The organism is Paenibacillus sp. IHBB 10380 (assembly GCF_000949425.1).
Classification (GTDB): domain Bacteria; phylum Bacillota; class Bacilli; order Paenibacillales; family Paenibacillaceae; genus Paenibacillus_AQ.
In genome coordinates this window covers 5605119-5619265 of the sequence record NZ_CP010976.1, presented here as the reverse complement: position 1 = coordinate 5619265, position 14147 = coordinate 5605119, and the positions used below count along the sequence as shown (strand labels likewise).

Sequence of the window (14147 nt, the reverse complement as noted above, 5' to 3'; positions counted from 1 at the left end):
GTTCTCCTTGTTGTCTAAATCTTAAATTTTGAAGCGTTTAACTAAAAAAACCAAAGCCTAACGAATCAGGCCTTGGCGTAACGCTATTTATACATATATCAAACTATCAAGAATCTCTTGAAGACTTAGTTCCGCGCAAGCCATAGAGGTATCTGCTACACCGTAGTACATTTTCACAATATCACCCTCGACGATAACGCCGCAGGAAAATACGACATCTCCAAAAAAACCTTTTTTCTCGTAGTCTGCATCAGGTTCCATTACAGGCTTGTCCGAACGCGCAATAATTTTTGTAGGATCGTTCAAGTCAAGGAGAACTGCACCCATACAATAACGATGATCCAGTGTCGCTCCATGATAGAGCTCTAACCAGCCTTTATCCGTCTTGAAAGGTACCGCACCTCCACCGATACGTCCGCTATCCCACATTCCTTTACGGAGCCCCATCAAATGTTTATGATTACCCCAATACAATAAATTGTTAGACTCAGCGATCCAAATTTCTGGATTCCCGATACTTTTCGTCGTCGGGCGATGAAGCGCATAGTATTTACCGTTAATTTTCTCTGGAAAAATAATTACATCTTTATTTTCCGGACTGAATATCATGCCATGATGCTCGATATTCACAAAATCTTTCGTAGAAACCATGGATTCACCAATACCTACTGGGGAAATGACAGAGAAATAAATATAGTACGTATCTCCCATTTGAGTGACACGAGGATCCTCAATCCCGAACGTTTCTTGCTCATTTGAAGGATATACAAACGGCTTTTCATCTATGGTAAAGTGATGTCCATCCTTACTACGTGCAATACGAATATAGGAGATCGACGTTAAATAGGCAAATCCAGAACTGCCTGTACGATCTCTGATCACACGTGGATCAGAGAAATCATAACGCTCATCGTCAGTACGTAGCTCGATCAATTCAAGCTCCTGCGTCTTCGGATTATAAATCGGCGCTTTTACAATCTGTGGATCCTCGCTGATGGGACGCTCCGCAACGCGAAGCAACATAAGCACTTCACCGTTGTATTGAGCAATACCTGCATTGAAAGCACCAATGACTTCAAAATTAGGGTGATAGGGTGTCACATCTGCTGGGGTAATGATTGGATTCTCTTCATAACGATATATATTCACAATAAACACTCCTTATCATTCAAATGAAATAAATGGATCGGCCATCGTCAAACGATGCGCTTCTGCATCAGAGAGACCTACATATAAATTTGCTGTACCGTCCAAATTCCGTACGAGCCCTCCACTGAAAACGACATCTCTCAAATCGGGACGTTTCGATACACCTGGTACAAATTCAGCACGAACGGCAATCAAGCGAATATCCGAAAATTCACGTGTTTCTGGATCTAATACAAATACCATAGAATAATAATGGCGGTCTAACTCCGTATCGAAGCAGGCAATATGACCAAGAATTCCTAACAATCCGTTGTTAAGCAGATGAATTTCGTTGCCTCCACCCCACTCTTCCTCGATGAATTGCCCTTCCAATAGCGGCGCTTCCTCAATCACTTCGGGCGTCAAATCCTTTAAAGATGAAATACGTGTAAAACCAATTTTACCGCGTCCGCCTTTTTCGCCTTGCGGCCTTGTCAATACACCGATGCTTCCATCTATCAATTCCACCAACCGTAAATCTTTCATACCGCTCGGTCCTGTAAAAAACGGTTTAAGCTCTGCAATTCGAGCGCCTTTATAGAACACCGTACGCCATGAAAATATGCTATCTTTGGTTGGATTGGGATGCGGATAAATCTGGACACCCCCAAGCACAAGCTCCCCGGCAATTTTCGTGTAGAACGGATCTTGAAGCGTAAAAATGGGCGCACCTTCACGTGGTATCCAAGCCCCATCCCGCTCCACAAAGAAAACAATTTCAGAATACTCACTATCCCGGGATTCTACGCGCCCCGCAATAACCTGTTCGCCTTCATCTTCAAACGGGGCTGTAATATTATAGACATCCTTATCGCCAACACCCATGAATGTTAATTTTTCTGGATTACGAATCGTTTTATTCGACTGTTGATACTCACGTAACAATGTCGCGCACGTTTTCGTTTCTTTTTGTGTGAAACTCACGATGTATTAACTCCTTTTTTTGTTTTAGTATAAAATACGACTATTTTAAGTTAAACTGCATGCCTTCTTTAAATCTCTTACCAAAAATGATGAATAGAATAATGATCGGTAACGTCAAGAGTACAGATGCTGCATACATTGGGCCCGGATAACCTGCATACGGACCGAACATTTGTGACAATAACACGTTAAGTGTCAGCATTTCGTCGCTGCGTACCACGATCATATCCCACAGAAGTTCTGTCCAGCGTTCCATAAGTAGGAATAAGAAAATAACCGTCGTAATGGACTTGGACATCGGAACCATAATTTTATACAAAATTTGAAACTCCGTAGCCCCATCTATCTTCGCCGCTTCAATAAACGTCGTCGGGACCGCTTTAAAAAAGTTTGTGTACATAAATATCGCCCATAAACTCATTGCCTTTGGAATAATCATCGCCCAATAGGTGTCGTATAAGCCAACTTTTTGGATGACCAAAAAATTCGGAATCAACAAAATAATCGCCGGGAAAAACATATGAAACAGAACGAAATTGTTAACTGCATCCCGACCTCTAAATTTAATTTTAGCAAGCGCATAAGCTACCATGATCCCAAACACCATCATTAGAACTGTAGAACCAACCGAAACGATAACACTGTTAAAAAAGGAATTCAGCCACGGTCTTGGTGTTCCAGTCTCCCCACCGCTAAACAACCATGAATACGATTTTAACGAGTAGCTTGATGGAATAAGTTGTCGATCGACTTGGCTCCAATCCGCAAAAGAGTTTAACACCATATAAAGATACGGAAATACCATTACTAGAAGCAGAAGGGTAGCCACACTATAACGGATGGTTAAACTAAGCTTATTTTTATCATTAGACCCAACCATTTCGTTTCCCCCACATTTCTAACAATTTTTTAATGACAAAGATCGAAATGAATGTGACAATCGCAGCGAGAATAGCTATCGCTGAAGCATAACCTGCTTGCAAGTTTTTGAACGCTTGATTATAGATTTCCATCTGCCATGTGTTAGTCGCATAATTTGGACCACCACCCGTTAATTGATACACCTCGGTAAAAATACCAAATGTTACGCCAAAGGATAAAATCAGCGTCGTATAGATGGCTGGATATAATAACGGTAGCGTGATTGTCCAGAAACGTTGTCTACGACTTACGCCATCAATCGCTGCCGCTTCATAGACTTCCTTATCGATACTTTCAAGGCCTGATGTGAGAATTAGCGCATAATAACCGGCAAATTTCCAAGCAATAATTAAGGCCACGATCATCAGTGCTGTAAATGGTGTGCCAAGCCAGTTTATTTTAATGCCAAAGGTGTCCCTTAAAAAAGCGTTAACCGGGCTGTTGTAAGATAAAAGTCCTTTTACAATCAGCGATGATACAACACCGGAAGATAGGTACGGTAAGAAGAAACCAATTAAAAAAACACTTTTCAATTTCGGAAGTCCCTGTACAATCATTGCCACTGCAAGTGATGCTGCTGTGACCAATGGCACAAAAACCATCATAAATTTATAAGTAACCCAAAATGACGATTGTACCGCTGGATTTTTAAAAGCTTTAATAAAATTAGAAAATCCAACAAAATCGTAATTAGGAGCGATCAAATCCCAGTTGGTGAACGCAAGATAAAGTGACCAAATTAATGGACCAAGGAAAAATACGAATCCATAAATAAGGTACGGGCTGGCAAATAACCAGCCCAACTTATTATTATTTTTGGTTTCCATTACTTAAGAGCCTCTTCAATAGCTTTCTTCATGTTATTCCAACCCGTTGTCGGATCAATTTGGCCGCGAACAACTGGATTCACAGCTTCCTGTCCGATAAAAGTTTGCAATTCATTAAATTTCGCGTTGTCCATTGGAGGTACAGCGTACGGTACAGCTTCAGCATACTTCTTAAGTGCTGGATTCTCATCTAGGAATGCTTTAAACACATCGTTGGTCGACAAATCATCACGAGCTGGAGGCATATTTGTTTTCTCAAACCATTGCAAATCATGTTTCGCATCAGAGTATACCCACTTCATAAATTCCATAGCTGCTTCTTGCTTTTCCTTTGGTGCAGATGCATAGATTACTATTCCTTTGGTATCTGCAAAAGTTTTTGGATGATCTACCTTCACATCATCCGGAACAGGAGGCGCTGCTAATGTATATGTTTCGTTATATTTCAATTCCGGGAATTTCTCTGCCCAGTAGTTGAGTGTCCATGGACCAATATCTGTAAAAATACCTACTCCGGTCTCGAATGGGTCTGTTATATTCTCTGCAAGCAACGATTTCTCTTTGCGCAAATTGTCCATAAGACCTAACGTTGCAATTCCCGCCTTATCATCCGCTACGAATTTACCACCTTCGATAAATTTATTACCATCGGAAGCTGCATTATAGAGCATAAAGAAGTCGAACCATCTCTTCCATGCCGCTGGATCTGCAAGATCTGCTTTTGCCCATACATATTTGTCAGGGTATTTCACTTTCAACTTCTTAGCAACATCTAGCATTTCACTGTATGTTTTTGGAGGCTCGTTATAGCCCAGTTCTTTCAAAATATCAAGTCTCCATCCGAACAACATAGCATTGGAAGAAATGGGAAGAACATATTGGTTGTCATCGGAAAATTTCCAAGATTCAATCGTATTCGTCATATTACGTCCCGCAACGATATCATCCCAACCCGCCATTGTATTCAACGGTACAAGCGCTTTACTGTTTGTAAGTTGTGCGGCAAAACCACGAGAAATATTTTCCGATAGCGTTGGCGCACTTCCTCCAGCAATAGCGGATTGAATATTCGCCTCAGAGCTTGGTGTTTCTTTCATTGGACTTACGTTAATTTTTATTTTAGGGTTCACAGTTTCGTATTCTTTAGCCAAACTTTCCCAATAAGCTTGCTGAGGCGGATTATTCGCTGTCCAGAACTCAATCGCTGTGACACCTTCAGCCGTACCTTTGTTATCCGTACTTTTCGAGCCACATGCCGCGAGCATTGAAATCGCAACAGTAAAAATTAATAACATGGCCAACTTCTTTTTCATTACTTCAACCCCCTAATGTTATTTTTGTAACTAATAAATAACGTTACCAAATTAATTATTAACCTGATTGAAAGCGTTTGTATTCACATTATTAATCTAAATAGCGCTAAAGTCAATTGTTTTTAACTTTTATCAAAAAATAAAGAAGTTGTTAAATTACAACATTTAATTTGTAACGTTACAAAATGTATGTTATTATGTTTCTATAACCTATTCGTTAGCTTTTTTCACGCAACACCACGTAACACATAGAAGAAAGCGATAACATGAAACCTTCATTTTTTGTCCACTCTCTACTTGACATGCTTCATGAAATTGCTTATGAATACATTATGAGATTATTTGCAGATCCTTATACCGAAATTTGTATGGAACAATACTGTTTAGAAAGGTATGACATGATGAAAAGAAAGTTGACCATGCAAGATATAGCGGATAAATTAAATATTTCTAAAAACTCCGTGTCGCAAGCGCTCAGTGGAAAAGATGGGGTCAGCGAAGAAACTCGAAACCTAATTCAAAAAACAGCAGATGAGATGGGCTACATGTACCCTCAAAGCCGTAAACTGAAAATAAAAAAAGGAACAGGCAACATTGCGCTGATCGCTTCTGATTTCGCCTTTTCCCAAACCAATTTTTTTGGAGAAATCTATCTCACTATTGAACGCGAGACCGCTCTTCGGGGCATGAATTTGCACATTCAGTCCATTTCACAAGAAGCGATCGATCAATTGATCCTTCCCTCTTTTTTAGAAAACCAAAATGTAGATGGAATCCTAATCCTTTCACATATTGATACGGAATATACGAAAAAAGTGATTTCTACGGGTATCCCTGTCGTACTTATTGACCATCATCACCCACGAATTTATGCCGACTCCATTCTAACAAACAACCGATTTGGTGCCTTTGATGCTGTTCAGTATCTACTTGATTTAGGACACCATGACATTGGCTTTATGGGAGATATTCATTTTTCTCCAAGTTATTATGAAAGATTGGAAGGATACACCATGGCAATGAAGGAGCGAGGAATCACTCCGAATCCACACTTCATCATCAATGATGCTGTCGAACAAGGGGATGTGATTTTACAACGCCTAGTAAACCTTCCCGTTCAGCCGACCGCATGGTTTTGCGTCAACGACGGATTGGGTTTTCTTATCAATGCGGCAATTCAACAAATGGGTCTCAAAATTCCAGAGGATATATCCATCTGCAGCTTTGATAACGGACAGCTCTCACGTATCGCAACACCATCAACGACCAGTATGGCGATCGATTTAAAATTATATGGAAAAAAAGCGATAGAACAACTTTTCTGGCGAATGAATCATAAAGATGAACCCTTTATGGAAACATTGCTGCCTACGACACTGATTGAGCGGGAATCTACAGCTCAACTACGCCCAAGGTGAGGTTGTACCTATGGATAATCTATCTATGAAAACTGTATTTATCATTTCTGGACCCGCTGGTGCAGGAAAATCAACGGTATCATTCTTGATGATAACCAATTCATTATTACGCATTGAATAAGCCAATCCGAAAAACCTCTTGCCCTAATGGCAAGAGGTTTTTGAGTTTAACATTCATAGTGCGTAGACGGTGAGAACTCTTTATCGGATTGATTAAGTGTATGCGCTAATATTTGATCCATACTGTTGATACAGTGGATATCAAGTGGACAAGTGTAAGGAAACTTGTATTTCTTATCCACAAAATCAGATGGAGCCCATTATATTTTAGGATATCCACAACTTCGCCTCGAACTAATGAAGGAATGCTTCCTTTAGAAAATGAGCATCTAACCTCCTGCCCCCTGATATTTATTTGCTCCATACATCCATAACTTATAGGAAATATAGAAAGCTAAGGGGCCAATGGCTAGTGCCACGATACCAAGGATCTTATTGGTTAGTACACTATCATCAAACAGATATATGCTTGGATAATAATTAATCATGGCAATAGGAATAATCCAGGTCAGAATCATTTGCAGCAGGGTTCCGTATATCGAAATTGGATATGCAATAAACTCCTTCAGCTTAAAGAAAATCTCGAACAAATATCTTACACGCAGAAAAATAAAGGATAAAGAACCAATCACAACTAAACCTGCTGCCTGCAGGAAAGAACCACTGATAACTGCGAGAACAAGGTAGATAATCTTAACAGCCGTCCAACTCACATCAACTTGAGTTATCGACCACAGAAGGACAAGTAATGATATAACAATGTGCGCAATATAACCGATGTTGAACAAGTTAGCCAAGTAGTACGTAAATGGAGATAATGGTTTCGTTAAATACTTATCAAAATCACCATTAATGATAGTTTGGTCTAAACTCACCATCGGTGTGTAAGTAAAAGATGCTCCTATGGCATATGTAAGTATATTTAAGCTGTATAAGAAGGCAATTTCTGACCAACTCCAGCCATTAATGGTATCGAAATTTTGTAGAAGTAGCCAAATAACGAGATAGTTGGCTGCATAACCTGTGATCTGGCCAACTGCACCAATCAAAAATGCGCCCCTATATTCCATGCGAGATTTAATGATCAATGTAACAAAATATGAAAATAAACGTATATTCATGGATTCCCACCCTTAGCTATATTGCATTAACCACCTTGTACCACTAGCCTTTTGATAGCCCTGCCCCAGAGGAACTGGGTTGCAAGCCAAAGTAGCAGAATCCACACACTTCCCTTCATGATCATCCATATGATTTCACTTGCATCCATCTTCCCCATATATATGGCTGCTGGTACAAATCCTAAGAATTGAAACGGGAGAATATCAGCAACCAATTTCCATTCCGCTGAAAAGAACCATAACGGAAGAAATGAGCCTGAGAATACGGTTATCAATGCAGTAACCATCCAATCCAAGGCGAATGTTGTCAGAAACCAGAACGACACCAGTGCTATTAAATAGCCCATCAAAAAAGAAATTGCTAACGCTAGCAATAGACTAATTGCAAATGCCACAATGGTATAAGGATCTGTTGGGACACTAAAACCGAATAACAGCCATGCAATGAATATCGTCGGAACCACGGTAAACATGATTTGGAAAACAACATTGCCTAACTGATCATAAAATAATAGCAACGGGTAGCTGATCGGTTTCAATAGATCCGATATAATATCACCTGTCTTCAACTTATCATCTACAACATAAATGACCTTGTTCATTAAAATCATAGAAACAGATGCATTGATAAGCGAATATGTAATCATGGCTTCTATATCGATGCCATTCAACGTTCCAGTTCCGAGTAATGCCTTCCAAATGGAAATCTGAATAAATACGATGGAGATATTGCCGAAAATTCGTAGCCAGACTTCTGAACGATACGCCGTATTGCGGAAAAATGCTTTACATGTGATTGCGTAATAGGCTCTCATCATAACTAAATCACACTCAATTTCTCTTGGTTGGCGAATCCAATGTTATTATCGTTATCCAAACTCCGATAGTACATTCGAATGATGTCCTCAATATCAGAATCATGAAGACTGAAGTCTTTAATTGGATAGCGCTTAGAGACACTTTGGACAAAATCAATGGCAGAGTCCAAACCTTTATCAATTTTAAAAGTTTTCCTTATTCCATGATCAGCAATTAGTTCAGCATTCTCTAACTCAACATCATCTCCAGGATTAGATTCGAATTCAATCGTAATTATTTTCCCTGGTGAAAGGTTTGACTTTAATTGATCAACGGTTCCATCAAAGATAAGTTCCCCTTTGTTCACAATCAGCATCCTTGGGCAAATCTCTTCAATATCCTTCAGATCATGAGTGGTCAATAGAATAGATACTTTATGTTCACGGTTCATTTGTTTTATAAAAGATCTAATGTTATCCTTCGCAATAACATCTAATCCAATGGTTGGTTCATCTAAAAAAAGAATGTCCGGATTATGTAGAAGTGCAAGACCAATCTCTGCTCTCATTCGCTGACCAAGGCTTAATTGTCTTACTGGTTGTGTAATAAATTCTTTTAAATTCAGTAATTCCAAAAATATATTCATATTTTTTCGATAGTCCGTATCGTGAAGATTATAAATACGTCTATGAAGCTCGAACGAATCTTGTACCGGAAGGTCCCACCACAGTTGACTCCGTTGACCGAATACAATACCCACCCTTTTTGCGATTTCCTTACGATGTTTGTGTGGAACAAGGTTATTGACTGTGACCGTCCCCGATGTCGGAACTAAAATGCCCGTAAGCATTTTAATCATCGTTGATTTCCCTGCACCATTGGGTCCTAAATATCCGACTGCCTCACCTTTTTCTATTGAAAAGGAGATTTGATTAACGGCTTTAAGTAGCGTATGTTCTCTTGAAAATAAATTTTTCATCGATCCAATGATGCCTGATGATCGTTTGAATTGTTTGTATTCCTTCGAGATTCCTTCCACCTGAATCATCTATACCACTCCATTATAGTTATCATTTGGTACATATAAATAATGTTCGATTTTTCTGTAACATCCCTTCCCAATCGATGTTTGAAAGCGCTCTTATTTCTTCAAAGATTAAATGATTCATATTTTTCATAGACTAAAGAATAGAGTCACGTAAAAATAGGGGTATTTGGTTTCTTTCACTCTAAATAATAAAATTATAAATAATGTTCTTGTAATGTTAAAAAAAGTAAACTCCGTTCTTACCCAATATTACTATAAATTAGACTGTATCGTCCGAACAAGTTGTATAATCAACGGAAAAAGATACTTTTCAACATAAAGATTAAACGCTTAATAAGATTAATAAGTTATGTCATTAAACGGCTCAATATCAAAGTCTATTCTTGAAGGTGAATATACAAAAAAACACCTGTATCCTCTATAGTTGAAAGTACCACCTAACAACGAAAGAGGTATACAGATGTAGTCTCATTTTACCAATCTTCTCTTGATTAAGAAGAGTTATCTATTTCCATTATCAAAAATGTATAGGACGACTTTCTTAGTCATCTCCAACCAACCAATTATCTGGCGCTCTATCCCGAATAAGTAGCCCGATGCCGCTAATATTTGATGCATGCTGTTGATACAGTAATCTTCAATAATAATAAAATAAGGATCTATTTTTTCACTTCATCAGGTATCTATTCCTATTGTAATATTCTCGAATTCGATACGTTTTAGTAAGTGAACCAATCGCCACCGTTAGTTTAATCAGCCAAAGCAACAGCTTGCCAACTGATTTTGACATTTAGTTTTTACATGATACTTCCTCGAGCACATATTGGCGAATCTGATAGACGTAATCACATAATAAATCAATATCTTCTTGGTTGTGACTCGTTAGGATAATGGTTTTCCCTTCTTTTTTGAAAGTTAAAAGCATGTCGCGGATGGATTGAACACTATCAATGTCCAAAGCATTAAACGGCTCATCTAAAATCAAAACTTCTTGATTCTCCATAATAGCCTGGGCCAGTGCAAGCTTTTGTTTCATGCCTAGTGAGTAGTTTTTCACCTTCTGTTTAGCATCAGGATTGAGACCAACGAGTGTCATTGCATCTTTGATCTCCTGATTAGTAATTAACTGTTGAATATCGGCAAGCCTCTTCAAGTTGTCAAATCCAGTCAACCCGTCTATGTAGCCTGGACGATCAATAATGATGCCGAAGTTTTTCGGGAAATTTGTTTGCTTATCGGAGTAGGCTGGATCAATTGTGATTTCTCCTGTATCTGGACGTATAAATCCACAGATCATTTTGAATAAGACCGATTTCCCGGAACCGTTATGCCCAATAATCCCATAAATATTTCCCTTTTTAAACTGTGCCGATGCATTTTCAAATAGTTGAATGCCTTTAAAGGATTTACTCACGTTCTTAATGTTAATCAATGTCATAAGATGGGGCTCCTTTGCTAAAATGAAATTTTTCGTTTGCTAAACAAATAGAAAATAATACCGAGCTCTATGAGGAGATAAATCGCTAACACTATCGTTATATGAAAGATGCCTCTACCGTCTCCGGTAATATAGCCCATGCTATTTAGTCCTGACGGCAACCATTGATGAATATTAAGAAAGGGCAAGCCTGTCACAATGAGGACACCTAACGCGATCAGACTGTACGTCGCTTCTTGCCAGATCCAGCTTACAATAAATACAATAAGTATGTAATTAAGCATCTGTAACAACCCATTAACAAAAAATTGATACAGTAGATAAGGAAATCGTCCAGCTATAATTTGGGTAGCATACGGTTCCAAAGTCCGTCCTTGCATAAGACCTAGTACAATTGTGATACCAGCCAAAAGCAGTAGTAACGCTACCACACCCAAAATCGTCTTCTTCATTAACTGGCCAAACCAACGATATAAGGACTTGTACCGAATCATCAGGTAATAAATGTATCCATCCATTATGTGGCTCAGATGAAGTTGAAATAAATACACAAAACCTAAAAACACGATACAGAAATATATATATACATAAAATGAAAACCCATCTTCAGACACACCATAAAAATGAAAATATAGGTTTTCCCAGACCGTCATATCTTCCATTCCTGAATTTATGAATGGCGAGGCAATCCCAATTAAGCAAATTAGGCTATACACAATAAAGCGATAGTTATCAGAGACGAAATTTGATACATACTGGAATTGCCCCTTACTCCACAGGATTACGAGGGCAAAACAGACTGTTATAATTAAGGTCAGTACGATAAAGGCCGGCAAAACTGAACCAAAAGAGAAATACGAAAAAGCAAGAATGATATAGTTTGATACTCTTCCCAAATTGAATTGATCAGGGACAACTTTATAAGAGATGATGGTTCCGATAAAAAGAAACAAACCCATCCCCGCTATAACACTCATCTTTGGAAAAAGTACATACACCGAAGCCATGATAACATGAAGAGTAATCAAAAAAAGGCTTAACAAAGCCGTTTGTAAAAACAACACCAACCATGGAGATAACCCGGTCAGCTGCAAAGTAAAAATAAAATTATTCAAAGAAGTAGCTGTTGATCCCCAGATACTCCAACTGTTTTCTGGTGGTATACCCATCGTTACTAAAAAGCTGATCACAATCCAGAGAAACTGAAGGATCAAGAGAATGGGGCTTATTCTAATCATGGTATAGAGTATCCATTTGGGAAAACTCTTTATTCGAATGAGTAGTGTGTAATCCCATTCTTTTATGATGAGGCGGCTTGAAAAAAACAACCAAAAAGGTAAATAAAAATAAATGTTCAGGAATGGATTACTCAAAAAGGTGAAAATGATATCCCATTGGTTCAGCGGAAGCTGCTGAAGGTTTGCATTTGCTACAACAGTTGTTCGGATACTCCATCCATACGGGAAAAGAATGACCATTAAAAAAATCCATTTCCATGTTGTGAATTCGTCCAAAGTCTGTTTAAGGTATCTCATATGACGTTATCCATCCATTCCAAACGTTTATTAACATATATATATATAATGACACAAATGAAGATAAGAAATAGAAAGGGTACAAATGCTGTCCATATCGGCACCTGCATATAACTATAAGGGAATATAGCATCAGGAAACCTGAAATGCATTAAACCAGCTGCACCCAGCACGAAGCTTCCAACAATGTACAGGAGAAATGGAATAGATAGGGCCAAAAACTGACTTCGTACTATTAATACCATAAAGAAACCCAGTGCAGCGTAGACAGCAGCGTTAAGGCCCACCCAACAAGAATAAAGAAAACCATAGGTTAAGGAGCCGTATTGTAGCAGTTGTGTGAACGTATGACGCGTGTAAGAGTCCTCAACAACAGTAACTTCATTAAGTTTATACACCTCAGGATGATATTGAATTAATCCTAGTATAGGTGCAATATAAAAAGAAAAAAGGAAATATCCAAACGTAAAAACAAAAAAAGCACCGAACGTAAGCAGGAAATTAGCAGCAAACTTGATGCGTAGCATCTTTCGAAGTGGAATTCGCAAACGAGTATACACTAAAAATCGTTTTTTTATTTCCTGTGAAAAAGAACCTAAATAAACTAATGTAGCAAGCAGTACGAAAACAAGCGGCAATACACCCTCAAGCATAAAAGTGAACACATCCAATTTGTCTCGGAAAGAATAATTGTTGCGCTGAAGCATAAAATTCAAAAAAGGCCATAACATAAGGAGGATCCAGATCAAGATGCGTTTGACCGAGAGGGTATTCTTTATCTCTTTCACTATGGAGTATTGTGTAGTCATGAAAACATCCTTTCAATATCTTTCCAACATATTTAGCTGTAGCCTTCTTGGTATTGAAAAACAAAATTCTTAAAGAACGACAGAATCTATGTCGTTCTTTAAGAATGAATATAAAATTAGTACTGAATATGGGAATATGGGAACTAATTTAATTGCTTCTCCAGTCATAAGTAATAGTAGAATCAGGACTAAAGAGATCGGAGCTAAAGAATAAATGAACATCTGAACCATTTGGTTGTGGCGCAGAAGGTCTATAGGTATTTCCACCTCGTACATTTCTTGTGTACGATCCTGTAGCTCCAGGTCCGTCCGTCCGCACATCCACATTCAATCCTGCAGTGGCATGCATGCTTAAATCTGCAGCACCGGGACCGGCTTTTACTTGAATAGATGAGGTAACATTACCATTACCACCAGGTAATGTTCTAGACTCGTTCCAAGTATAATTAGTACCAGCATACGCTACTACTCCGGACAATAACATCACACTTAACAAAGATCCAACAAATAGTTTGCCTTTTTTCAACATTTCAAATCTCCCTCTTTTTACATTATTTTTAATTACTAGATAACTATAACATATTAATATTTTCATAAAAATACAAAAAAAGTAAATATTGTGAATAAAACTGGAAACAGTTCTATGTTGCAGTACTTTTACCGTCTTGATCGGATTTAATACGCTGCTAGCTTTAATTCTGGTTGATAGGTAATGTACGCTCTAAAACACGTAAAATGTTAGCATTA

The 14147-nt window shown here is 38.3% G+C and carries 13 protein-coding genes; 1 reads left to right on the top strand and 12 read right to left on the bottom strand.

Going from position 1 to position 14147, the window contains the following annotated elements; genetic code table 11:
- Nucleotides 1–87: 87 nt before the first annotated feature.
- The 5 genes from UB51_RS25380 to UB51_RS25360 are packed head-to-tail and all read right to left on the bottom strand — an operon-like array spanning nucleotide 88 to nucleotide 5173.
- Entirely contained in the window at nucleotides 88–1149 is a 1062-nt protein-coding gene (locus tag UB51_RS25380; RefSeq protein WP_044879688.1) for a BtaManbiosPhlase, read from the bottom strand.
- A 15-nt stretch (nucleotides 1150–1164) separates the two neighbouring features.
- A complete protein-coding gene (locus UB51_RS25375; protein WP_044879687.1) occupies nucleotides 1165–2112 on the bottom strand; it encodes an MTP-1 family protein in 948 nt (315 codons plus the stop codon).
- Between the two features lie 40 nt (nucleotides 2113–2152).
- Nucleotides 2153–2992 (bottom strand): carbohydrate ABC transporter permease, encoded by an 840-nt coding sequence (locus UB51_RS25370; protein ID WP_044879686.1) that lies wholly within the window; start codon nucleotides 2990–2992, stop codon nucleotides 2153–2155.
- Complete coding sequence (locus tag UB51_RS25365) at nucleotides 2979–3860, bottom strand: carbohydrate ABC transporter permease (RefSeq protein WP_044879685.1); 882 nt, start codon at nucleotides 3858–3860, stop codon at nucleotides 2979–2981. The genes UB51_RS25370 and UB51_RS25365 overlap by 14 nt, the downstream gene beginning before the upstream one ends.
- A complete protein-coding gene (locus tag UB51_RS25360) occupies nucleotides 3860–5173 on the bottom strand; it encodes an extracellular solute-binding protein (protein ID WP_044879684.1) in 1314 nt (437 codons plus the stop codon). Before UB51_RS25360 ends, UB51_RS25365 begins: the two co-directional genes overlap by 1 nt.
- Nucleotides 5174–5574: 401 nt before the next feature.
- Between UB51_RS25360 and UB51_RS25355 the strand changes: the two genes are divergently transcribed.
- Complete coding sequence (locus UB51_RS25355; RefSeq protein WP_044880443.1) at nucleotides 5575–6591, top strand: substrate-binding domain-containing protein; 1017 nt, start codon at nucleotides 5575–5577, stop codon at nucleotides 6589–6591.
- Nucleotides 6592–6980: 389 nt separating this feature from the next.
- Here the strand turns inward: UB51_RS25355 and UB51_RS25350 are convergent, their stop codons facing one another.
- From UB51_RS25350 to UB51_RS25320, 7 genes are all read right to left on the bottom strand, one after another.
- Complete coding sequence (locus tag UB51_RS25350) at nucleotides 6981–7772, bottom strand: ABC transporter permease (protein ID WP_044879683.1); 792 nt, start codon at nucleotides 7770–7772, stop codon at nucleotides 6981–6983.
- A gap of 26 nt (nucleotides 7773–7798) precedes the next feature.
- Entirely contained in the window at nucleotides 7799–8590 is a 792-nt protein-coding gene (locus UB51_RS25345; protein WP_044879682.1) for an ABC transporter permease, read from the bottom strand.
- A gap of 2 nt (nucleotides 8591–8592) precedes the next feature.
- On the bottom strand, nucleotides 8593–9618 hold the full coding sequence (locus tag UB51_RS25340) for an ABC transporter ATP-binding protein (protein WP_044879681.1): 1026 nt from the start codon (nucleotides 9616–9618) through the stop codon (nucleotides 8593–8595).
- Between the two features lie 790 nt (nucleotides 9619–10408).
- Nucleotides 10409–11056, bottom strand: a complete 648-nt coding sequence (locus tag UB51_RS25335) for an ABC transporter ATP-binding protein (RefSeq protein ID WP_044879680.1) — start codon at nucleotides 11054–11056, stop codon at nucleotides 10409–10411.
- Nucleotides 11057–11073: 17 nt separating this feature from the next.
- Nucleotides 11074–12591, bottom strand: a complete 1518-nt coding sequence (locus UB51_RS25330; RefSeq protein WP_044879679.1) for a hypothetical protein — start codon at nucleotides 12589–12591, stop codon at nucleotides 11074–11076.
- Entirely contained in the window at nucleotides 12588–13400 is an 813-nt protein-coding gene (locus UB51_RS26665) for a hypothetical protein (protein ID WP_052676079.1), read from the bottom strand. Before UB51_RS26665 ends, UB51_RS25330 begins: the two co-directional genes overlap by 4 nt.
- Nucleotides 13401–13548: 148 nt before the next feature.
- The gene (locus UB51_RS25320) at nucleotides 13549–13929 is read right to left on the bottom strand and encodes a hypothetical protein (protein ID WP_044879678.1); all 381 of its coding nucleotides are present in this window, start codon (nucleotides 13927–13929) and stop codon (nucleotides 13549–13551) included.
- Nucleotides 13930–14147 lie beyond the last annotated feature (218 nt).

Bases quoted from the DNA above. Each gene is read 5' to 3' on its own strand.
- UB51_RS25330 (WP_044879679.1), bottom strand. From the start codon at position 12,591: ATGAGATACCTTAAACAGACTTTGGACGAATTCACAACATGGAAATGG.
- UB51_RS25360 (WP_044879684.1), bottom strand. From the start codon at position 5,173: ATGAAAAAGAAGTTGGCCATGTTATTAATTTTTACTGTTGCGATTTCA.
- UB51_RS25355 (WP_044880443.1), top strand. From the start codon at position 5,575: ATGAAAAGAAAGTTGACCATGCAAGATATAGCGGATAAATTAAATATT.
- UB51_RS25370 (WP_044879686.1), bottom strand. From the start codon at position 2,992: ATGGTTGGGTCTAATGATAAAAATAAGCTTAGTTTAACCATCCGTTAT.
- UB51_RS26665 (WP_052676079.1), bottom strand. From the start codon at position 13,400: ATGACTACACAATACTCCATAGTGAAAGAGATAAAGAATACCCTCTCG.
- UB51_RS25320 (WP_044879678.1), bottom strand. From the start codon at position 13,929: ATGTTGAAAAAAGGCAAACTATTTGTTGGATCTTTGTTAAGTGTGATG.
- UB51_RS25345 (WP_044879682.1), bottom strand. From the start codon at position 8,590: ATGATGAGAGCCTATTACGCAATCACATGTAAAGCATTTTTCCGCAAT.
- UB51_RS25365 (WP_044879685.1), bottom strand. From the start codon at position 3,860: ATGGAAACCAAAAATAATAATAAGTTGGGCTGGTTATTTGCCAGCCCG.
- UB51_RS25340 (WP_044879681.1), bottom strand. From the start codon at position 9,618: ATGATTCAGGTGGAAGGAATCTCGAAGGAATACAAACAATTCAAACGA.
- UB51_RS25335 (WP_044879680.1), bottom strand. From the start codon at position 11,056: ATGACATTGATTAACATTAAGAACGTGAGTAAATCCTTTAAAGGCATT.
- UB51_RS25350 (WP_044879683.1), bottom strand. From the start codon at position 7,772: ATGAATATACGTTTATTTTCATATTTTGTTACATTGATCATTAAATCT.